Source organism: Bacillus cereus group sp. TH152-1LC, from assembly GCF_027710505.1.
GTDB lineage: Bacteria > Bacillota > Bacilli > Bacillales > Bacillaceae_G > Bacillus_A > Bacillus_A mobilis.
The window spans coordinates 152,233-174,259 of sequence record NZ_JAQFNK010000010.1 but is presented as its reverse complement, the minus strand read 5'-3'; the positions used below and the strand labels follow the sequence as shown (position 1 = coordinate 174,259).

Here is a 22,027-nt window from a genome sequence, read left to right as displayed (position 1 = left end):
GCGCTTTTTTTTATTACTTGCTCTCTTTATTCGTAATAGAAGCTCTTACGAAGTCATGGAACAATGGTTGTGGACGGTTTGGACGAGAAACTAGTTCTGGGTGGAACTGTGCTGCCACGAACCAAGGGTGATCTTTTAATTCAATGATTTCAACTAGACGGCCGTCTGGGCTTGTACCAGAGAATACAAATCCTTCTTTTTCCATATCCGGACGGAATTGATTGTTGAACTCATAACGATGACGATGACGCTCATATACAACCGGCTCATTGTAAGCACTGTATGCATTTGTTTCTTCAGCAAGCTTACATGGGTATAGGCCAAGACGAAGTGTACCGCCTAAGTCTTCTACATCTTTTTGTTCTGGTAATAAGTCAATGATTGCATAAGGTGTGTCAGGATTAATTTCAGAAGAGTTAGCTCCTTCTAATCCTAATACGTTACGTGCAAATTCGATTGATGCAAGTTGCATACCTAAGCAAATTCCTAAGAATGGTACTTTGTTTTCACGAGCATATTGAATTGCAACGATTTTACCTTCTACACCACGATCGCCGAATCCACCAGGTACAAGGATACCATCTGTGTCGCCAACTAATTCTTGTACGTTCTCTGGTGTTACGTGTTCAGCATTTACCCATTTCACTTCTACATCTGTGTCGAATGAATAACCCGCATGACGAAGTGCTTCTACAACAGAAATGTATGCATCTTGAAGCTCTACGTATTTACCAACAAGAGCAATTTTTGTTTTCTTAGAAAGGTTACGTACTTTATTAACTAGCGCAGTCCACTCTGTCATATCTGCAGCTGGATTGTCTAATTTTAAGTGATCGCAAACGATTTGGTCCATATTTTGCTCTTGAAGAGATAATGGAACCGCATATAAAGTATCTGCATCGCGTGCTTCGATAACTGCTTTTGTATCAATGTCACAGAATAATGCAAGCTTGTCTTTCATATCTTGAGAAACAGGCAATTCTGTACGAACAACGATAATATTTGGTTGAATACCTAAGCTGCGAAGCTCTTTAACGCTATGTTGCGTTGGTTTTGTTTTCATTTCACCCGCTGCTTTTAAGTACGGGATTAACGTACAGTGAATGTACATTACATTGTCACGACCGATGTCGCTCTTAATTTGACGGATTGCTTCTAAGAATGGTAGAGACTCGATGTCACCAACAGTTCCACCAATTTCTGTAATAACAACGTCCGCGTTTGTTTCGCGACCAGAACGGTATACACGCTCTTTAATTTCGTTAGTAATGTGAGGAATAACCTGAACTGTTCCTCCTAGGTATTCACCACGACGCTCTTTTTGAAGAACTGAAGAGTAAATTTTACCTGTTGTTACGTTGCTGTATTTGTTTAAGTTGATGTCGATGAAACGCTCATAGTGACCAAGGTCTAAGTCAGTTTCTGCACCATCATCTGTTACGAATACCTCACCGTGTTGGTATGGGCTCATAGTCCCTGGGTCTACGTTAATGTATGGATCAAACTTTTGAATCGTTACGTTTAAACCACGATTTTTTAAAAGTCTTCCTAGAGATGCTGCTGTAATACCTTTTCCTAAAGACGATACTACACCGCCTGTTACAAAAATATACTTAGTCATGAAAAAGCTCCCTCCTATTTTGCTGTTATATAATCACCGTTGCAAAGCGCAACGTATGTAGATAACACTGTATCCATCTTATTGTTAGACTCTTTTTATTTTCTAAACAAAAAACAAAAAAGAAAATTGCTCCCCTCATCACAAAAAGTAATAAGTAGGGAGCAATTTTCTTTTATATTTACACTTTAAAAGTATTATCGTCCTTTTTTAAAGAGCCCAAAAATGATTCTACATGGACGATAATGAAAAGTCAAGAACTACAGTTCTTCCTCTTCTTCTTCTTCAGTTTCATCGTACTCAAGTTCTTCTTCGGCGAAGTCATCGTCATCATCTTCATCTAAATCATCAAGATCTTCGTCATCTCCGTCTTCTTCTTCAAGAACCTTGTCCAAATCTTCTACCTCTTCTTCTTCATTTCCGTCTGCATCGTCGAAGTCTTCATCTTCTTCAATGTAGTCGTCAAAACCGTCTTCTTCAACTTTACGTTTCTTCTTCGGTTTTGGTTGAGGCAAGATTTCTTCATCAATTTGCTCATATGGGTACCAGCTGCGTAGCCCCCAACGATTTTCTCCTAAATTAATGAAACGTCCATCGATGTTTAAATCTGTATAAAATTGTGCGAGTTTCGCATTAACTTGCTCTTGAGATAGTCCCAGCACTTGAGCGATTTCTTGAACCAACTCGTTGAATGTCGTTGCTTGTCTTTTATCCCCTAAAACGCTATGTACAACTTCAATCATTGAACATTCTTTTAGCTCTTCTGGTGAATATTGCTTAAAATTCACTTATGCGGCACTTCCTTTCTTCAAATATAACCTTATATATAACGGTCTGCTTAAAAAAATCCATACTATTCATTATAAACAAAAGTCGCACAAATATGCTACAAAAAAAACGGGAAACTTTAATATGGTAATAAAATTATAATTTGTCTATTCCTTATTTCGGAAACATATGCGCTCCTTGCAGTACATACCTAATTTGCATTTCTGTATATTCTTCAAGCGTATACAGTTTTTGCAGGGCCCAACGTCTAAACCCCCACATTTGTCCTTGTATGAAAATGTTATGTGCAAGAAGCTGTATCTCTTTTTTATTTAATGTAAATGTCCCATTTTCTGTACACTGCTCTAAAATATTCTCAAACATCCCGACCATTTGAAATTCTTTTTCTAATACGTACGGGAGTGATTCTTTCGGTAAAAAACGTACCTCTTGATACATTATTAATACTTCTTCCTGCAATTCGTCCATCACTTTAAAGTAATTCGTTATTGCTATCTTTAAACTTTCTATACTCCCTTTTTCTGTACACACTACTTCCTCTAATCTTTCTTTTACATGCTCATAAATACTATCACAAACTAAATATAAAACATCATCTTTTGTACGAATGTACTCATAAAGTGTTCCAATACTAAACCCAGCCGCCTTCGCAATCTCTCTCGTTGTTGTACGTGGGAACCCTTTTTGCTTAAACAATTGCACCGCACCTTTAATCATTTGTTCACGTCTTAACGCAACTAATTTTTCATCTTTCACGGACGCATGTACATTATGTTTAACCATTCCCTTCACCTCTCTCTATTATTTTTTGGAAGGAAAAAGCGTAGGAAAATACCTACGCTTTCGTTCCTACTTCGTTAACATACGAGAAATTACAAGCCTTTGAATCTCTTGTGTTCCCTCATATATTTGTGTAATCTTTGCATCGCGCATATAACGCTCTACTGGATAATCTTTCGTATAACCGTAACCACCAAATACTTGTACTGCTTCAGTCGTCACCTTCATCGCTGTATCGCCTGCAAATACTTTTGACATCGCTGACTCTTTCCCGTACGGAAGCCCTTCCGATTCAAGCCAAGCCGCTTGGTATGTTAGAAGACGCGCCGCCTCCACATCCGTTGCCATATCTGCAAGTTTAAAGCCAATTCCTTGCTGCGCCGCAATTGGTTTCCCAAACTGATGACGCTCCCTTGCATATTCTACAGAAGCATCTAAAGCCCCTTGCGCAATACCGACTGCTTGCGCGGCAATACCATTACGGCCGCCATCTAATGTTTGCATCGCAACTTTAAATCCTTGGCCCTCTTCCCCTAGTAGATTCTCTACAGGAATACGGCAATCTTCAAACATAATTTCAGTTGTTGGTGAAGAGCGAATCCCTAACTTACTTTCCTTCTTCCCAACTGAAAATCCTGGTGTATCACTTTCCACAATAAACGCGCTCGTACCACGCTGCTTCGATTCAGGATCAGTTAACGCAAAAACAACATAAATATCAGCAATACCGCCATTTGTAATAAAGATTTTCGATCCATTTAAAATGTAATGGTCTCCATCTCGTTTCGCAGTTGTCTTCATTCCGCCAGCATCCGAACCAGAACTCGGCTCTGTTAAGCCGTATGCACCAATTTTCTTCCCTTCAGCCATCGGTCTTAAAAACTTTTGCTTTTGTTCTTCCGTTCCGAATTTAAAAATTGGCCAACCAGCAAGTGAAGTATGTGCAGACAGCGTTACACCTGTTGAAGCACAAACACGAGATAATTCTTCGATAGCAATTACATACGCTAAGTAATCGCTTCCAATTCCGCCGTATTCTTCAGGCCACGGAATGCCGGTTAAACCAAGCTCTGCCATTTGATCAAATAGCGCGCGATCAAATCTCTCTTCTTCATCACGCTCAGCTGCCGTCGGTGCTACTTCGTTCTTAGCAAAATCCCGAACCATTTTTCTTATCATTTCATGTTCTTCTGATAGTTTAAAATGCATGCCCGTCTCCCCCTAGTTCTTTTATAAAGCTCTGCTAATAACGAGTTTTTGTATTTCACTCGTTCCTTCATATATTTGCGTGATTTTCGCATCACGGAAAAATCGTTCTACTGGATAGTCTTTCGTATAACCGTAACCACCAAATACTTGCACCGCTTCAATCGCAACTTCGACAGCCGTCTTAGAAGCGAATAACTTCGCAATAGAAGCCTCTTTACCGCATGGTAATCCTTGCGCTCTTAGCGATGCTGCTCTGTATACAAGTAATCGCGATGCTTCTACACTAGTTGCCATATCTGCAAGTTTGAATCCGATTCCTTGTTGCGCCGCAATTGGCTTTCCGAATTGCTCACGTTCTTTCGCATAATCAATTGCACATGCAAGCGCTGCTTCCGCAATTCCTAAAGCCTGTGCACCAATTCCAATTCGTCCAACATCTAAATTCGCCATCGCTACCTTAAATCCTTGTCCTTCTTCACCAAGTAAATTCTCAGCCGGCACTTTCATATCTTCGAACGTAAGTTGTACTGTGCGAGAACCAAGAAGTCCCATTTTGTGCTCATCTTTTCCAATAATTAAGCCCGGTGTATCTTTCTCTACTATAAATGCAGAAATCCCACTTTTTCCTGCCTCTGGATTTGTAGAAGCGAATACAATGTATGTACTTGCTTCACCGCCATTTGTAATAAATACTTTCGATCCATTAATAATGTAGTGATCGTCTTTCTTTACAGCTCTTGATTTCAAACTCCCTGCATCTGACCCTGCATTTGGTTCTGTTAATGCAAATGCACCTAAATACTCACCAGTCGCTAGTTTAGAAACATATTTCTGCTTCTGGTCTTCTGTTCCGAAGTATAAAATCGGATTCATTCCAACTGACGTATGTACAGCTAAAATTACACCAACCGTTGCACTTACCTTTGAAATTTCCTCGATTGCTAAAATGTAAGAAATAAAATCCATTTCTGCCCCGCCATATTTTGCAGGCGCTGGAATACCCATTAGTCCAAGCTCACCCATCTTTTGCAAAATCCCTTTCGGGAACACCCCTTGTTCCATACTAGGAACAAAGGGAGCTATTTCCTTCTGCGCAAAATCTCGAACCATTTTCCTCATCATTTGTTGCTCTTCAGTAAAATGAAAATTCATGTACTTCGCCTCCATTTGCTATATATCTTTTTAACAATTTGGTAAGACCACTATTTTAATAAAGGGAGGATTTTATTCGTAAACGTAGAAACCACGACCCGTTTTACGTCCTAACCATCCTGCATTCACATACTTGCGTAATAATGGACATGGGCGATATTTACTATCACCTAAGCCTTCATGCAACACTTCCATAATGTATAAACATGTATCTAAACCGATAAAATCAGCGAGCGTTAAAGGCCCCATCGGATGATTCATACCGAGTTTCATTACTTCATCAATCGCTTCTTTTGTCGCTACACCTTCATATAACGTATAGATCGCTTCGTTAATCATCGGCAATAAAATACGGTTCGATACAAACCCTGGGAAATCATTTACTTCAACTGGTACTTTCCCGATTTTCTTCGTAATATCCTCAATCGTTTCATATACCGCATCATCTGTAGCCAAACCACGAATAATCTCAACAAGCTTCATAACCGGAACCGGATTCATAAAGTGCATACCGATTACTTTCTCCGGACGTTTCGTTACCGCTGCAATTTCTGTAATTGGTAGAGATGACGTATTCGTCGCTAAAATTGCGTGTTCTGGAGCAATTTCATCTAGATTTGCAAAGATTTTCTTTTTAATATCCATTTTCTCAACAGCTGCTTCAATAATAAGATCCGTTTCCTTCACACAATCTAAATCAAGCGTTACTGTAAGGCGATTTAGCGTTGCTTCCTTCTCTTCTTCCTTCATGCGTCCTTTTTCTACTTGGCGCGCTAAGTTTTTCGTAATAATAGCCAATCCTCTGTCTAATTGCTCTTGTTTTAAATCTTGTACCTTCACATCATATCCTGCCATTGCACATACTTGCGCAATTCCCGATCCCATTTGTCCCGCACCAATTACAACTATTTTTTGTACACCCATTCTTTCTTCCCCCTTAATATAAATTGTTAATACATCAAAAATTACCTACACGTAAATTAACGAACTTCAATCATAATTGCATCACCTTGACCGCCACCGCTACAAATCGAAGCAATTCCAATTCCGCCGCCGCGCTGCTTCAGTGCGTGGATAAGTGTAACGATAATACGTGCTCCACTTGCTCCAATTGGATGTCCCATTGCCACTGCGCCGCCATTTACATTCAATTTGTCTGGGTCAATTCCTGCAATCTCTGTACTTGCAATTGCTACCGCTGCAAATGCTTCATTAATCTCGAATAAATCGATATCTTCAATTGTCTTGCCTGTTTTTTTCAACAATTCGTTAATTGCATAGCCTGGCGTTCTTGGGAAATCTTTAGACTCCACTGCAATTGCTGTATGTGCCAAAATTGTTGCTAATGGCTTTCTTCCTTCTTGCTTTGCTCTGTCTTCGCTCATTAGTACAAGTGCAGCACCACCATCATTTAGTCCTGGCGCATTACCCGCTGTCACTGCTGACGTCTTATCAAATACAGGTTTTAATTTCGCTAATTTTTCAATCGTTGTATCCGCGCGTGGCGCCTCATCCTTTGCAACGACAATAGGATCGCCTTTTCTTTGCGGAATCGTTACTGGCACAATTTCCTCTTCAAAACGTCCTTCTTTATGTGCTGACACCGCACGTTGATGACTACGATATGCCCATTCATCTTGCGCTTCGCGAGAGATCCCATCTTCCTTCGCAACTTCTCCACCATAAACACCCATGTGTATACCTGAAAATGCGCATGTTAAACCGTCAGCAACGTTTAAATCGATTACTTCGTTGTTGCCCATTCTGTATCCCCATCTTGCTCCGCGTAAAATGTAAGGACTGTTACTCATCGACTCCATACCACCAGCTACAATAAGTGATTGGTCGCCAGTACGAATAATTTGATCCGCTAACGTAACCGCACGAAGCCCTGATGCACAAACTTTATTCACTGTTTCCGTCTGCACTTCCCAAGGGATTCCAGCAGCCCTCGCAGCTTGGCGTGATGGAATTTGTCCCTGTCCACCTTGAATAACTGTTCCGAATATAACTTCTTCCACATCATTAGCAGAAACGTTTGCTCTTTCAAGCGCTGCTTTAATTGCAATTCCCCCAAGTTCTGTTGCTTTTACGTCTTTTAAAGATCCTCCAAATTTCCCAACCGGTGTTCTTGCAGCACTTAAAATAACTGTTTTACTCATATCTATTTCCCCCATCTCTTTTTTTAGAACCGAGCGCTCGCTCGGTATTGTTACGTTGAGAAGAGGTGCAATGATTGCACCTCTCTCTAAAGTTGTATTCATGCTTGCAGATTACATCGCTTCTTTCTTCTGTCCGATAACAGAGCGTTCTAAAATCTCTGTTACATCAAGAGTTTGAACCTTCTCTTCTACTTCTTTCGCTTTCGTCCCATCACTAATCATCGTTAAGCAATATGGACAACCTGTACCAATAATGGATGGCTCTACAGCTAGTGCTTGTTCTGTACGAGCAACGTTAATACGTGAACCTGCTGTCTCTTCCATCCACATTAGGCCACCACCTGCGCCACAACACATTCCTGTTTCACGGTTTCGTGCCATTTCTACAAGATTCACACCAGGAATTGCTTTCAAAATGTCGCGCGGTGCTTCGTATACTTCGTTGTATCTTCCTAAATAACAGGAATCATGGTACGTAACTGTTTCCTCAATTGCGTGAACAGGTTTTAAGCGTCCTTCTTTCACCCACTGAGCTAACAATTCTGTATGATGATAGACTTCTGCTTGCAAGCCAAAGTCTGGATACTCATTTTTAAATGTGTTATAAGCGTGAGGATCAATCGTAACGATTTTCTTCACTCCTGCTTTTTCAAATTCCTCGATATTCTTTGTCGCCATCTCTTGGAAGACAAATTCATTTCCAAGACGTCGCGGCGTATCTCCAGAATTCTTTTCTTTATTACCAAGTATCGCGAATGAAATGCCTGCTTCGTTCATTAACTTCGCAAATGATATTGCAATCTTCTGACTACGATTATCATATGATCCCATTGAACCAACCCAGAATAAATATTCAAATTCCTCGCCAGCTTTCGATTTTTCTTTTACAGTTGGAACCGTTACTTCATCATCACCTTGGCGCCAAGTTTCACGCTCTTTACGGTTCAGTCCCCACGGATTCCCTTGACGCTCGATATTCGTCATCGCGCGCTGCGCTTCCGCGTCCATCTTTCCTTCTGTTAAAACGAGGTAGCGGCGTAAATCAATAATTTTGTCAACATGCTCATTCATAACCGGACACTGGTCTTCACAGTTACGGCACGTTGTACAAGCCCAAATCTCTTCCTCCGTAATAACATCTCCGATTAAACTCGGATCGTAAGCTAGCGTTGTAGCCGCTGATTCTTGTTGTCCTTTTCCAGCTGCCATCATTGCTAACTGATTTCCTTGCGTATTATTAAAAGCAACTACTGGAACCCACGGTGCTTTTGATGTCACTGCTGCTCCTTTATCAGTTAAATGATCGCGAAGTTTTAAAATTAAATCCATCGGCGATAACATTTTCCCTGTTCCTGTTGCTGGGCACATATTTGTACAGCGACCACACTCTACGCAAGCGTATAAATCAATAAGCTGATTTTGTCTAAAATCTTCAATTTTACCAACACCAAATGTTTCTTGCGTTTCATCTTCAAAGTCAATCTTTTCAAGTTTCCCTGGATTTGAAAGACGACCGAAGAAAACGTTTGCTGGTCCCGCAATTAAATGCGCGTGTTTTGATTGTGGAACATACACTAAAAATGTTAACAAAATTAGTAGATGCACCCACCAAGAGAAATAGAACACAGAAATGGCTACGGTTTCATTTATTCCCGAGAAAACGTAAGCGATCGCAGAAGCGATTGGTTCACTCCATGAAAGTTCCTCGCCGTGCCATATAATTCCCATCCCATTACCGAGTAGCACAGAAACCATTAAGCCACCAATAAAGATAAGAACAAGACCTGATTTGAAATTACGTTTTAAACGAACTAGCTTCTCAACATAACGTCTATGAAAAGCCCAAAAGACTGCAATTAAAATAACAAGTGTGACAATTTCCTGGAAGAATGTAAATGCAGGGTATAGTGGTCCAAGTGGAAGATGTGATCCTGGTGCGAGTCCTTTCCAAACGAAGTCAATTGCTCCAAATTGGACAAGAATAAATCCGTAAAAGAACATAACGTGAATAATGCCGCTCTTCTTATCTTTCAGCAGCTTTTTCTGACCGAAAACATTGACCTTAAGGAGATCCCAACGCTCTTTAAAACGACGGTCAAATTCAATTTTTTTTCCTAACTGTATGTAGGCCATCCTCGTTCGTATAAGATACACAAACAAATATCCCGCATAAGCAATAACAGCAATGGCAGCCAGCCAATTCATGATCAGTAAACTATTCATTTTTATGCTACCCCTCTCTTTGTAAGCTCTCTTTCTTTTTTAGAATCTTCAAAAACATATAATTTTCTGAATCTTTTCCCCTATCTTCATTATATAATGAGTGAGCATTCAGTCAACAGTTTTTTGTTATACAACAACATATTTTTTCATAAAGCTGTTTATTTCGGTGAAACTATAAAGTGAAACTTTAATCAGTAAAGAGCTGTTTATTCCCTACTGATTATTAGCCTCACCAATCAGGCTTTACCGAGCAACCAGCAAAATGAAGGTGAAAAAAATGCAAAGGAGGGAATTCACTTATGTTCTTCTTATCTCTCTTGTTACTATGCGTTACTCTTTGGATCACAATTGACCTTTTATATGGGAGAATTCTTCATTTAAAGCGTGTGCGCTCTCGTACTTTCCCTTTACGTCAAAGTCATTTTCACCTTTATACATACGGGCAAGATTTATATGATGCTTTATTTACTGATATACAACAAGCTAGGCACCATGTGCACGTTTTGTTCTTCATTGTAAAAAACGATAAAATCAGTCGTGAATTTTTAAAGTTACTTATCGATAGGGCACGGGAAGGAATTGAAGTAAGACTTTTACTCGATCGATTGGGAAGCCATCATTTATCAAACGAGGCAATTCATTCCTTACAAAAACACGGCGTCTCTTTTTCATTTTGTCATAAAGTGAAATTTCCGTTCCTTTTCTTTTCTGCAAATCAAAGAAATCATAGAAAAATTACAGTTATTGACGGGGAAATTGGTTATATTGGTGGATTTAATATTGGAGAAGAATATTTAGGGCATAATCAAAAATTAGGATTATGGCGCGATTATCATTTACGTCTTACAGGCGAAGGTGTACAAGATTTACAAAAACAATTTTTACATGACTGGTTTGATGATACAAACCAAAACTTATTGGATACTTCTCTTTATTTTCCGAAACTGCAACCTGGTACCATCCAACATCAATTTATTCCGACCGATGGGGCATATCTACAACATACTTTTTTACACTTAATTGAAAATACGAAAGATGAACTCTTTATCGGTACACCATATTTCATTCCTGGGAAAAAAATTATGAACGCATTATTAAAAGCACGAAAACGTGGGGTTCAAATCACGATTCTCGTTCCAGAAAAAGCTGATCATGCCCTTGTTCGAGAAGCAAAATTTCCATATTGCCGAAAGTTAATACAAGCTGGGTGCAATATTTACGCATTTCAACAAGGTTTTTTTCACGCTAAAGTTATTATAGCGGACGATTATATTTGTGATATCGGAACTGCAAACTTTGATATGAGAAGTTTATATATTAATCATGAAATCAACTGCATTTTATATGATAAACATTTTATACAAATAGTAAAAAATAAATTCCATGAAGATCTAAAAAATGCATCCTTACTTTCCTTTAAAGATGTTAGCCCGCATTCCCTTATTGATAGGGGAAAAGAATGGATAGGAACGATATTTGCTTTCTTCTTATAGGAAAGATAATGAGTAAAAAGAGGTGTATCACATATGATTATGCGGTTTGGATATGTCTCACATGCAATGGCACTGTGGGACTGTTCTCCTGCCAAAACGATGACATTTACAAGCTTTCAAAAGCTCAGCAAACAAGAACGAGAAGATAAATTATACGATGTTACAAGGCAGAATCTTGAGCATACAATACGTATTCTTCATTACAATATAGCGCATGAAATTCCGTTATATCGTTTATCCTCTTCCATCGTCCCACTTGCAACACATCCCGAAGTCGAGTTTGATTATATCGGGGCATTTAAACCGCTTTGGCGTAAAATTGGGGCATTAATTAAAGAACACAATTTACGAGTAAGTTTTCATCCAAATCAATTTACGCTATTCACAAGCGACAAGCCACATATTACAACTAACGCGATTACAGATATGACCTATCATTATAAAGTATTAGATGCAATAGGAATTGCAGATTCTTCCTATATTAATATCCATGTAGGTGGTGCCTATGGAAATAAAGAACAAGCGGTTGGGCGTTTCCATGAAAATATAAAAAAACTTCCTACACATATAAAAAAGCAAATGACGCTTGAAAACGATGATAAAACATATACAACTGCTGAAACTTTATCGATTTGCCAAAAAGAAAAGATCCCATTCGTATTCGATTATCATCATCACATAGCAAACCTTTGCGAGGAACCGCTAGAATTGTTACTTCCTGCAATTTTTGAAACTTGGTCACATACAAATATCCCTCCTAAAGTTCACATTTCCTCCCCTAAATCAAAAAAAGAATTTAGGGCCCATGCTGAATATATTGATTTAGAGTTTATTAAGCCTTTCTTACAAATTGCAAAAAAAATCAATCATAATTTCGATATTATGATTGAAAGTAAACAGAAAGATTTAGCAATGCTGCAATTCATACATGAATTATCCTCTATAAGAGGAATAAAAAGAATAAATGGCTCAACATTACAATGGTAAATTGTAATGTTGAGCTATTTTTTTCAAAAAAAGTAATTTTTTTAGTAAAAAACACCCTATTTTATATGCTATGATTGGAATTAGCATTTTCCACCTGTGATTCAACTTTATTGAAATGGAGTCATAATATGATTAATCAAAAAAAATATGTATACTTTGTCACGATGTATATAACTATATTTTCCCTTTGGATATTTCTTATCCCTAAGGACTTGAATATAAAAGAAATCGGAATTCTCTTCTTATTTTGTTTTGCTGCACTCTTTTCTTGCTATTGCTTATATAAAGCTATTAAGAAAATGAAGCGTAGCGATAAATTATTTTGGGTTTTATTACTATGCACTTGCATATGCGGACTAACTATGGAAATAACTTTATTTCTTCATTCACTTTCTATATATGATCAAGTCATATTCTCATATAAGGCACTACCTTTTTTCATCATACAATATATTTTGCTCTTTTCTGGGTTTGCTATCAAATTTATAAAATATTACTCTATTAGAGGCCTTGCTCAATTTTCATTCGATAGCATCTTTATTGTTATTATGAATATTTATTTTACCTTAACTTTTATTTTGGACCTTTCAAGCTTTCGCATGCTAACGACAGATCACTGGGTTTTAATTGGATACTTTATTGCACAAGCATTAGTAATTTATGCCGTTATTAGCCTATATAGACGAGAACAATATTCTGCTAGCAGAATTTCATTAATTATCGGCTTTACTATCATACTTTTGTACGGATATATACATCTGTTTCAATTAAACACAGGGATGAAAACTTCTTCTGAAGTCTCTTACTTAATACATACTGCTTCAATTTTATTAATTGGTTTATCGTCCATACTATACATATTGGATAAACCAATGCAGCATGAAACGAAAACAAAGTATTATCGCTTTGACTACGTACGTTTTATATTACCTTATTTCAGTATAATCATTACATTTTCCTTCATTCTTATTCAACCTTGGAATGATAAGTTCATGTTAATCGGTCTAGTATTATCACTCATCTTATTATTCCTACGACAACTTTATATGTGGAAGGATAATCGAGCATTAATCGATACATACGAACAGTTGACTACACAACTAGAAGGCAAAGTAGAAGAAGGTGCATCTGCGTTATCAAAGAGTGAACAACGCTATAAATCTTTATTCGAGGATCATCCTGATGCCGTTTTCTCTTTAAATATGAATGGTATTTTCCAGCAATCTAATACAGCTTGTGAAAGCCTATTTACTGCCTACTATTGTGAAGTAGAAAGCTATGCTCTTCTACACTTTATTGACTCAAAAGACCATGATCTACTAAAGAAAGCTTTACAAATAACAACAGAAGGTAGACCACAAACTTTAGAAGTTCGCACGAAAGAAAAAGAAGGCTATTACTATTACCTTCACATTACACTTATCCCTACTTTCATAAACAAAGAAGTTGTTGGGATGTTCGGCATAGCACGTGATATTACAACTTTATATGAAAAGCAAAAACAAGTAGAACATTTAGCCTTTCATGATGCGCTTACTGGGTTACCAAATCGTCGAAAGTTTGAAAAAGATTTAAAAAACATTTTAAATACAGCTCAAACTAGCGCAAATGATGTTGCCGTCATGTTCCTTGATTTAGATCGATTCAAAAAAATTAACGATAGACTTGGACACGATGTCGGAGATCTATTATTAATTGAAGTAGCGAAAAGATTACGCAGTTGCTTACGTTCAAAAGATGTCGTCGCTCGTCAAGGTGGAGATGAGTTTACAATTCTATTGCCAGATATGTACTCAGAAAAAAGTGCGGCTTTTATAGCTGAACAGATTTTAACTATTTTAAACAAACCATTCTTCATTAAAGATGAAGAACTATCTATTACACCGAGTATCGGAATTGCCATGTATCCTGATTATGGAACCGATGTTACTGAATTAATGAAAAATGCTGATATGGCTATGTATCGAGCAAAAGCAAATGGAAAAAATAGATTTGTTTTCTTCTCAAAAGAAATGAGTATCGCCCAAAATGAGATCCAATTCTTAGAAGGCGAGCTTGCAAAAGCATTACAACAAAATGAATTTTTCCTTGAATACCAGCCACAAGTAAATACAACAACAAAACAAATTATCGGTTTTGAAGCATTAATTCGTTGGAAGCACCCAAAACTCGGCATCGTGTCCCCTGCCCAATTCATTCCTCTAGCGGAGGAAACTGGATTTATTATTGAACTTGGAAATTGGATTTTACGTACTGCTTGCTTAGAGGCAAAGAGATGGCATAATCAAGGTTTTTCTCACCTGAAAGTTGGTGTAAATTTATCTGTTGTTCAATTTAATCATGCAGATTTAATCCCTACTATTTCAAAGGTGTTAGAAGAAACCGAACTAAAATCAGAAGCACTAGATATCGAAATTACAGAAAGTATCGCCATTAATCAAAATCAATCTGTAGTTGCAAAACTAGAACAGCTTCAAAATCTCGGTATTCAAATTTCAATCGATGACTTTGGAACTGGTTATAGTTCTTTAGCTTATTTAACAAAATACCCAATTAACACATTAAAAATTGCTCGAGAGTTTATTTGTGGAATTACAAATAGCCCTTTAGAGGAAGCGATTATCTCCTCCATCATTACACTATCTAAAGAACTAAATTTAGAAGTTATTGCGGAAGGTGTAGAGACCGAAGAACAATGGAAGTTTTTATATGAACAAAACTGTGACCACATTCAAGGATTCTTTATTAGCAAACCTGTTTCTAGTAAAGATGTTTGGAGGTTACTCCACAAAAAAACAACCGTCTAAGTGACGGTTGTTTTTTAATGTTCAAATGGTAAATCTGAAGCTAATTGTATCTCTTGATCATTATGAGAAATTACTTGGCTTTTCTCTAAAGCTGTATCTGTTAATGAAATACCCCATGCCATTGCTAACGTTAATAGACTACCAATAAGTAATTTTTTCATATTCCATCACCCACATTGTTTTCTTATAATATATCATGAAAATTTATCCACCATTTATGCAATTACACATACCCACTTTTTGGAAATACCATCTTGTAAATGCAACTTACGAAATATACCACTATACATATTTCAAATTATTTTAGTTTAAGTACTTCTTTTTTTTTAATAAGGTTTCTTTGTACGAGTGTAAATCTAATAGATCAAAGAAGAAAGACGCTTTTTTATACACTTCTTTAATATCATCTGATGAACACTCTAATTTCTCAAGGCACTCGCCTTTTTGATAATACAATTGACCGATTAATTCCATACTTCCCATATAACGAGAAGATTCAATCGCTTCATTTACTTGGTACAATGCCTCTTCAAACTGATCACTCAAATATAAGGCTTTTGCATAATTGTATCGAACTTTAACTGTGAATGCTTCATCATTATGTAGCGATTCTAATTGTTCTAAAATAGCTCGAAATGAAGTTATTGCCCTATCTAATTGATTATTTTCCGCACAAATACTTGCAATAGAATTTTCAATATACAAATTTTGAAATACATCTATCCCTCCGTATGATTGATGTACAATTTTTTTTAACTCTAAAATGCAATATTCAAAATTAATTTTCTGTAAAACGTATGCAGATAAATAATAATACCAAAGAAGAAACTGATTAAATTCTGGATGAAATTTTTCTTTTTTTAGTTCATTTGAAATAATGCTATAAATTTCAGCATATTGTTTCTTCTTACTCAACATTTGAATTTTATCTTTAAATAACTTTTTTCTTTCAATATCAGAATAAATAAGTACTTCATAAAAGTGAATAATAGGAACCTGTAATTTCGCTGCGATCCCCTGCAATATATCCATACTTGGGTATACCGCGCCCGATTCAATTCGACTCACTTCCGATTGATGACATATGTTCTCGGATAACTGTTTTTGTGTTAATCCCCTCATTACCCTAATCTTCTTAATTTCATTTCCTAATTTTTCTGCGTGCATACTTACTCACCATCCCATTATAACAATCTAATTTGTTAAGTTGTCATACCACTACAATAATGTGAATTCGACAATTTTTGATATGAAATAATGCATAATATATATAAAATTCGGCAAATTTTTCATACAATCCATTTTACATACAATAATAGATTAGTAGTTTTATAGATACATTATAGGAACTTTGCCCGTGCTTTCGTTACATTCGATCTTCTTTATCCTTTATCAGCAGAAGCTATTCACACCCAAGAACTAGATAGAAATGAAGTAAAAGTTGAAATTGCTCAGCCTAGTTTAACAATTTAAAAATTAACACAACCTCAAAATGATACGAAAAAATATAGCGAAAAAGTATTTAAAGGAGTGAAATAGACGAGGCTAAATCTCAACAAGAGTAACTGACAACTGAAATGAATGTAGATTCTCGACCTACAAATAAAGAAACAAAAGAAATCAAACCGAAGTGCGCCTTGCACAAACTTACAAAAACTATAAAGTATATAGTCAAGATTTCATTGTAAAAGTAGATAAAAATGGAGTAATTACAACTGTTAGTGGAAAAGTTGTCCAAAATTCAGACCAACAACCTAATCTAACTATAACAAATTTTTTGTCGAAAAATGAAGTAAAATCTGCATTACGTACTACACTTCAAATTCCAAACGATTCAACTGAGACCGAATTGTCTAGTGAAACGCTTGTTTATAAGAAAAAAGAAGTTTACCACTCATAGGTAAACTTCTTTTCATATCCATCCCTTTTCTTCCGCAATTGTAATTGCCTCAATTCTATTTTTCGCATCGAGCTTCGTTAATACTTCAGAAATGTAATTACGTACTGTTCCAGGTGAAAGATAAAGTGCTTTCGCAATTTCATTTGCCGTCTTTCCTTCTTTCGCAAGTAACAATACTTCTTTTTCACGATCTGATAACGGGTTTTGCTCCTGCCATAAGCCGAACATTAAATCTTGAGAAATCTCTCGCTTTCCTTTCATTACATTACGAATCGATGCAGCTAAATCTTCACTTGGGCTATCTTTTAATAAATATCCGTGCACGCCAGCTTTCATAGCTCGTTCAAAATATCCAGGTCGTGCAAATGTTGTTAAAATCATTACCTTACATGCTGATTTTTCTTTCTTTAACATCTCTGCAACATCTAATCCGCTTTGAATTGGCATTTCAATATCCATGATGCTTACATCAGGCTGTAGCGATTCGATTAATTTTAGCGCCTCTTCCCCATTCGCAGCTTGCCCAATTACTTCAATATCATCTTCTAGATCAAGTAAGGCCCCTAATGCACCACGAAGCATCCGCTGATCTTCTGCAATAATAATTCGAATCATGCCCTCACCTCATCTTTTCCTGTTCGAATAACAACTGGAACTTTTACTGTTAATAGTGTCCCTGGATTGATTGTACCGAGTTCAACAAACCCATCAATAAGAGCGATGCGCTCTTTCATACCACGAATGCCATTCCCATCGTGGCCTTGATCTGCTAAACCGATTCCGTTATCTTCTACTTTCAAGATCAGCTCACCTTGGGATTCTAATACAGAGACTGTACACTTTGTCGCCTTACTATGTTTTACAACATTCGTCACAGCTTCCCGTAAACACATTCCTAAAATATTTTGTTCAATAGGTGATAACGAACTCGAACTTGCTTCCTGTTTTACTTCTAATTCGATATTAGCCGCTTGTAAGATCGTCCTTATTTGCTCGATCTCTTCTTCTACTGTAATCATACGCATATCCGAAATTAATTCTCTTAGCTGCTTTAATGCCGTGCGAGATGTTTGTGTAATTTCCTTTGCTTCCACACTTGCGCGCTCCGGATTTTTTACAATTAACTTCTCCACGAGCTGACTTTTTAAAGTAATGAGTGACAACGTATGTCCTAACGTATCATGAAGATCCCTTGCAATTCGCTGCCTTTCTTCACGTTTTACTAAGTCTTTAATTTGTTCGTTTGCCTCGTTTAATTGATTTCTTAACATCTTTTTTTGATTAAAGTTGCGCATACCGAAAGGCGCAACAAGCATCAAAATAAGCATCGGGACAGTATTTATAAAGCTTGTAAATGAAAAACCCGCACCATATACAAATGTTATAAGCGTTACAACTAATAAGCCCAATAATATACGGAATATTTTTTTCGTAGGTGCGAATGCTATGGCATTTGATGTGAAAAAACATAAAAAAATAAGATACGGACTATAAAAAAAGCTAAATACCAAGGCTATAACCAGTTGCAAACAAGCCCACATTGCGAACACTTTTGTAACAAAATACAACTGCCGGTATGCTAATACAAAAAGAATTAGCATGCCAGCCCCAAACATTAACCTTGAGCCCTCCTCTTGTACAATTGCATAAATCGGAAACGCTAAATACACAAGCCACATATACGGGAAGAAACCCATATGTTTCGGAAAAATCTCAATCCTCTTCTTCTCTATCATTTATACCGCTTCCTGTCTTTTTCTTATATATATTGATACTACAACAAATATAAGGAAATAACCTCCTAATACCGCGATATTTTCCCAACCAACTGATTTCCCAGCTACAATATCCCATGCACCACTTCCGAAATGATATGTTGGTGTCCATTCACCAATCGTTCTTAATATTTTCGGGAATACTTCGATCGGCATCCATAGACCACCAAGAATGGCTAAACACATATTTAAAATATTTGCTAATCCTGCTGCCGCATCCGCCTTCTTAATAGAACCTATTACTGTTCCTAACGCTAAAAATGGTGTTACACCTAACAACAACCACAATCCAGCACCAATCCATTGCCCTACTGTTAACTCAACATGATTAATTAATATTCCTGCGATAAAGATAACTAAGATTGAAAAAGCATTCACTACCGTTTGAGCGATGATTTTGGCCGTTATATATGCCCCCTCTGGAAGTGGTGTAATTTTCAACAAATGTGTCCACCCTTGCCCCTTTTCCTGAGAAATCCTTACACCGAAACTAAAAAGTGCCGTCCCTACAATACTGAACGTCGCCATTGAGATTAAATAATGTGCTTTCCACGCATCTCCGTTTTGTGGCACTTGAATAACATTAGTGAAAATGTAGTAAAACATAACTGGCATTAGTAATGAGAAAAAGATAAACAATTTATTACGAAACGTACGTAAAATTTCTATTTTGCATTGCATCCATAAAGCTCTCATGCGATTTCCTCCTCCTGATTTGCGACAAACTGTTCAAATGCTTCATCAAGACTTCCACGTTCAACTGAAACATCTGTTACAGGTAAGTTCTTTTGATAAATCGCTTTTAAAGTTGCATCTGTATCTTCAGTTGTTAAAGTGAAGTGCCCATCGTTTGACTGTACTTCTGTTACGTTTGGTAATTCTTTTAGTAATTTTGCAGGAATACTTTCCTTCGAATAAAACTTGATTGTTTTTCGCGAAATCGTCGCCTTCATCTCATCTGGTGTACCATCTGCGATAATCTTTCCATTCGCAAACAATAAAATACGATTCGCCAATGCATCCGCTTCTTCTAAATAGTGCGTCGTTAAAATAATTGTTTTCCCTTCACTTGCTAACTTTCGAATTGTTTCCCAAAACGTTCTTCGAGACGTAATATCCATTCTAACTGTCGGCTCATCTAAAAATAACAAATCAGGATTTCCTGCAAGTGCGAGTGCAAAGTTTAACCTTCTTTTTTGCCCACCTGATAATTTCTCACATCTTTGCTTTCGCTCCGATTCTAAATTTGATAACTGTAGTAACGTTTCCTTCGCTACCGGATTCGTATAATAACTACGGAATAACTCAATTGCCTCTTCCACTGTAATACTATCAATGACACTTACTTCTTGTAGCATCGCACCGAGGCTATTACGAACATCTCTATGCTTGGGGCTCTTTCCAAATATAGAAACAGTTTCTTCCGTCGGATCCTTTAATCCAAGCATCATCGACATCGTCGTCGTTTTCCCTGCACCGTTTGGTCCAAGTAGTGCTACGATTTCTCCTTTATTCACATGAAATGAAACGTTATTTACTGCCTTTTTATATTTAAATGTTTTAGAAACACCATTTACTTCTATAATCTTTTCCATCTCTCCACCCCCGCTGTTTCTTATATTTACATTGTACGTGTTGGAAAACTTAGGAAACAGTATGATGCGTCATGACATCGATATGACAATTGTCATGTATTCCTTATGAGAGGAATCAGCCCACACACCGCAAGCGAGTAGCAGGACGAAAATAAACATGATACAATCGGGTAAGATATATATTCGAGGAAGGACAGTGGTTTTCATGATTATTCGTAATGAACAAGATTTAGAAGGCTTACGAAAAATCGGCCGCATCGTTGCGCTTGCACGTGAAGAAATGAAAAAAGAAGCGAAGCCAGGTATGACAACGAAAGAGCTTGATTTGATCGGTAAAAAAGTATTAGATGAGCATGGTGCTATTTCTGCACCTGAAAAAGAATATGATTTCCCAGGTGTAACTTGTATTAGTGTAAACGAAGAAGTTGCTCACGGTATTCCAGGGGATCGCGTATTAAAAGAAGGCGACTTAGTAAATGTCGACGTATCTGCTGCACTTGATGGCTATTATGCAGATACAGGTATTTCATTTGTACTTGGAGAAGATGAAGCAAAAGAAAAGCTTTGCCAAGCAGCTGTTGATGCATTTTGGGCAGCAATGAAAAAGGTGAAAGCTGGTTCAAAACAAAACCAAATTGGTCGTGCTGTTTCAAACTTTGCACATAAAAATGGATACAATGTGATTCAAAACTTAACTGGTCACGGTATTGGTCTTAGCTTACATGAAGCACCAAACCACATTTTAAGCTACTTCGATCCAATGGATAATGCGCTTCTAAAAGACGGTCTTGTTATCGCTGTAGAACCATTCATTTCTATGAAAGCTGATCACATTATCGAGCGTGGTGACGATGGTTGGACATTCGTTACACCTGATAAAAGCCTTGTTGCACAATGCGAACATACAGTTGTCGTAACACGCGGCGAACCGATAATCTTAACAGAAATATAAAAAAGAACCGCTTCTTAATAGGAAGCGGTTCTTTTTTATGTACTTTTTTGAAAAGAAGCAATACGGTTGAACTCTTTTTCATTTACGTATATAATTTTTAACGAAGGTTATTGATGATTATCTCTCATAAAAGATGATCAAGGGAGTACCTTCTTTTTTTATTTAATAGCATCGATTAAAGTAATGCGTTCTATTTATTATAAAACGCTGTCTTCGCTTTAATCTACGAATTGTATACTCTGTTAGACAGTACATATTTTCTTCATCCTGACCAAATTCAAGCTACATTTTATTACTACCTCAATACGATTTTTTACAATAGGATACATTATTTTGGTTAGCGTGTATCGTAAAACGTACCTTTATAACGATTCTTTGCACATTGCAAGAATACAAATCATTATAAAATAGTTTAAGCTTTTCACTGCATATTTTTTGTATGTACCTATTTTATAAAGAACCACGTAACAAGTCGCACCCTATAAAGGTCTGATATCATTCCTTATCAGTATTTTATTCGACATTTTTTGTCGAAACTTGTATATTCATTCCCTATATTATTAGAATATACATTTTGTTTTACGT

At 37.0% G+C, this 22,027-nt stretch carries 18 protein-coding genes and 1 pseudogene; 5 read left to right on the top strand and 14 right to left on the bottom strand.

What is annotated here, in order from left to right; translation table 11 throughout:
* Nucleotides 1-13: 13 nt before the first annotated feature.
* From pyrG to PDL00_RS21390, 8 genes are all read right to left on the bottom strand, one after another.
* Entirely contained in the window at nucleotides 14-1,621 is a 1,608-nt protein-coding gene (pyrG, locus tag PDL00_RS21425; protein WP_097817083.1) for a CTP synthase, read from the bottom strand.
* Nucleotides 1,622-1,878: 257 nt separating this feature from the next.
* The gene (gene rpoE, locus PDL00_RS21420; protein WP_097817084.1) at nucleotides 1,879-2,406 is read right to left on the bottom strand and encodes a DNA-directed RNA polymerase subunit delta; all 528 of its coding nucleotides are present in this window, start codon (nucleotides 2,404-2,406) and stop codon (nucleotides 1,879-1,881) included.
* Nucleotides 2,407-2,560: 154 nt separating this feature from the next.
* Nucleotides 2,561-3,190 (bottom strand): TetR/AcrR family transcriptional regulator, encoded by a 630-nt coding sequence (locus PDL00_RS21415; protein ID WP_000238598.1) that lies wholly within the window; start codon nucleotides 3,188-3,190, stop codon nucleotides 2,561-2,563.
* A 66-nt stretch (nucleotides 3,191-3,256) separates the two neighbouring features.
* A complete protein-coding gene (gene acdA / locus PDL00_RS21410) occupies nucleotides 3,257-4,396 on the bottom strand; it encodes an acyl-CoA dehydrogenase AcdA (RefSeq protein WP_270731063.1) in 1,140 nt (379 codons plus the stop codon).
* Nucleotides 4,397-4,417: 21 nt separating this feature from the next.
* The gene (locus PDL00_RS21405; RefSeq protein WP_242256961.1) at nucleotides 4,418-5,548 is read right to left on the bottom strand and encodes an acyl-CoA dehydrogenase; all 1,131 of its coding nucleotides are present in this window, start codon (nucleotides 5,546-5,548) and stop codon (nucleotides 4,418-4,420) included.
* Nucleotides 5,549-5,620: 72 nt separating this feature from the next.
* Entirely contained in the window at nucleotides 5,621-6,472 is an 852-nt protein-coding gene (locus PDL00_RS21400; RefSeq protein ID WP_242256962.1) for a 3-hydroxybutyryl-CoA dehydrogenase, read from the bottom strand.
* A gap of 56 nt (nucleotides 6,473-6,528) precedes the next feature.
* Entirely contained in the window at nucleotides 6,529-7,812 is a 1,284-nt protein-coding gene (locus PDL00_RS21395; RefSeq protein WP_242256963.1) for an acetyl-CoA C-acetyltransferase, read from the bottom strand.
* Nucleotides 7,813-7,821: 9 nt separating this feature from the next.
* Nucleotides 7,822-9,933: a heterodisulfide reductase-related iron-sulfur binding cluster gene (locus PDL00_RS21390; protein ID WP_242240742.1), complete on the bottom strand. Its 2,112-nt coding sequence runs from the start codon at nucleotides 9,931-9,933 to the stop codon at nucleotides 7,822-7,824.
* Nucleotides 9,934-10,232: 299 nt separating this feature from the next.
* Between PDL00_RS21390 and cls the strand changes: the two genes are divergently transcribed.
* From cls to PDL00_RS21375, 3 genes are all read left to right on the top strand, one after another.
* On the top strand, nucleotides 10,233-11,426 hold the full coding sequence (cls, locus tag PDL00_RS21385) for a cardiolipin synthase (protein WP_270731060.1): 1,194 nt from the start codon (nucleotides 10,233-10,235) through the stop codon (nucleotides 11,424-11,426).
* A gap of 33 nt (nucleotides 11,427-11,459) precedes the next feature.
* Nucleotides 11,460-12,413 (top strand): UV DNA damage repair endonuclease UvsE, encoded by a 954-nt coding sequence (uvsE, locus tag PDL00_RS21380; RefSeq protein ID WP_242256965.1) that lies wholly within the window; start codon nucleotides 11,460-11,462, stop codon nucleotides 12,411-12,413.
* Between the two features lie 128 nt (nucleotides 12,414-12,541).
* Complete coding sequence (locus PDL00_RS21375) at nucleotides 12,542-15,220, top strand: DUF4084 domain-containing protein (RefSeq protein ID WP_242256966.1); 2,679 nt, start codon at nucleotides 12,542-12,544, stop codon at nucleotides 15,218-15,220.
* Between the two features lie 14 nt (nucleotides 15,221-15,234).
* Here the strand turns inward: PDL00_RS21375 and papR are convergent, their stop codons facing one another.
* Nucleotides 15,235-15,381, bottom strand: coding sequence for a quorum-sensing peptide PapR (gene papR, locus PDL00_RS21370; protein WP_270731057.1), 147 nt, complete (start codon nucleotides 15,379-15,381; stop codon nucleotides 15,235-15,237).
* Nucleotides 15,382-15,523: 142 nt separating this feature from the next.
* Nucleotides 15,524-16,387 (bottom strand): helix-turn-helix domain-containing protein, encoded by an 864-nt coding sequence (locus tag PDL00_RS21365; protein WP_242256967.1) that lies wholly within the window; start codon nucleotides 16,385-16,387, stop codon nucleotides 15,524-15,526.
* A gap of 168 nt (nucleotides 16,388-16,555) precedes the next feature.
* Between PDL00_RS21365 and PDL00_RS21360 the strand changes: the two are divergent.
* Nucleotides 16,556-17,117 (top strand): annotated as a pseudogene (locus tag PDL00_RS21360) (M4 family metallopeptidase); the annotation flags it as partial.
* A gap of 15 nt (nucleotides 17,118-17,132) precedes the next feature.
* Here PDL00_RS21360 and PDL00_RS21355 read toward each other — a convergent pair.
* The 4 genes from PDL00_RS21355 to PDL00_RS21340 are packed head-to-tail and all read right to left on the bottom strand — an operon-like array spanning nucleotide 17,133 to nucleotide 20,490.
* Entirely contained in the window at nucleotides 17,133-17,735 is a 603-nt protein-coding gene (locus PDL00_RS21355) for a response regulator transcription factor (RefSeq protein WP_242256968.1), read from the bottom strand.
* On the bottom strand, nucleotides 17,732-18,856 hold the full coding sequence (locus PDL00_RS21350) for a sensor histidine kinase (RefSeq protein WP_270731055.1): 1,125 nt from the start codon (nucleotides 18,854-18,856) through the stop codon (nucleotides 17,732-17,734). The genes PDL00_RS21355 and PDL00_RS21350 overlap by 4 nt, the downstream gene beginning before the upstream one ends.
* On the bottom strand, nucleotides 18,857-19,591 hold the full coding sequence (locus PDL00_RS21345; RefSeq protein ID WP_270731053.1) for an ABC transporter permease: 735 nt from the start codon (nucleotides 19,589-19,591) through the stop codon (nucleotides 18,857-18,859). It lies immediately after the preceding gene.
* Nucleotides 19,588-20,490, bottom strand: a complete 903-nt coding sequence (locus PDL00_RS21340; protein WP_270731051.1) for an ABC transporter ATP-binding protein — start codon at nucleotides 20,488-20,490, stop codon at nucleotides 19,588-19,590. Before PDL00_RS21340 ends, PDL00_RS21345 begins: the two co-directional genes overlap by 4 nt.
* Nucleotides 20,491-20,647: 157 nt before the next feature.
* Here PDL00_RS21340 and map point away from each other — a divergent pair, with 157 nt between their 5' ends.
* Nucleotides 20,648-21,442, top strand: coding sequence for a type I methionyl aminopeptidase (gene map, locus PDL00_RS21335; RefSeq protein ID WP_002096176.1), 795 nt, complete (start codon nucleotides 20,648-20,650; stop codon nucleotides 21,440-21,442).
* Nucleotides 21,443-22,027 lie beyond the last annotated feature (585 nt).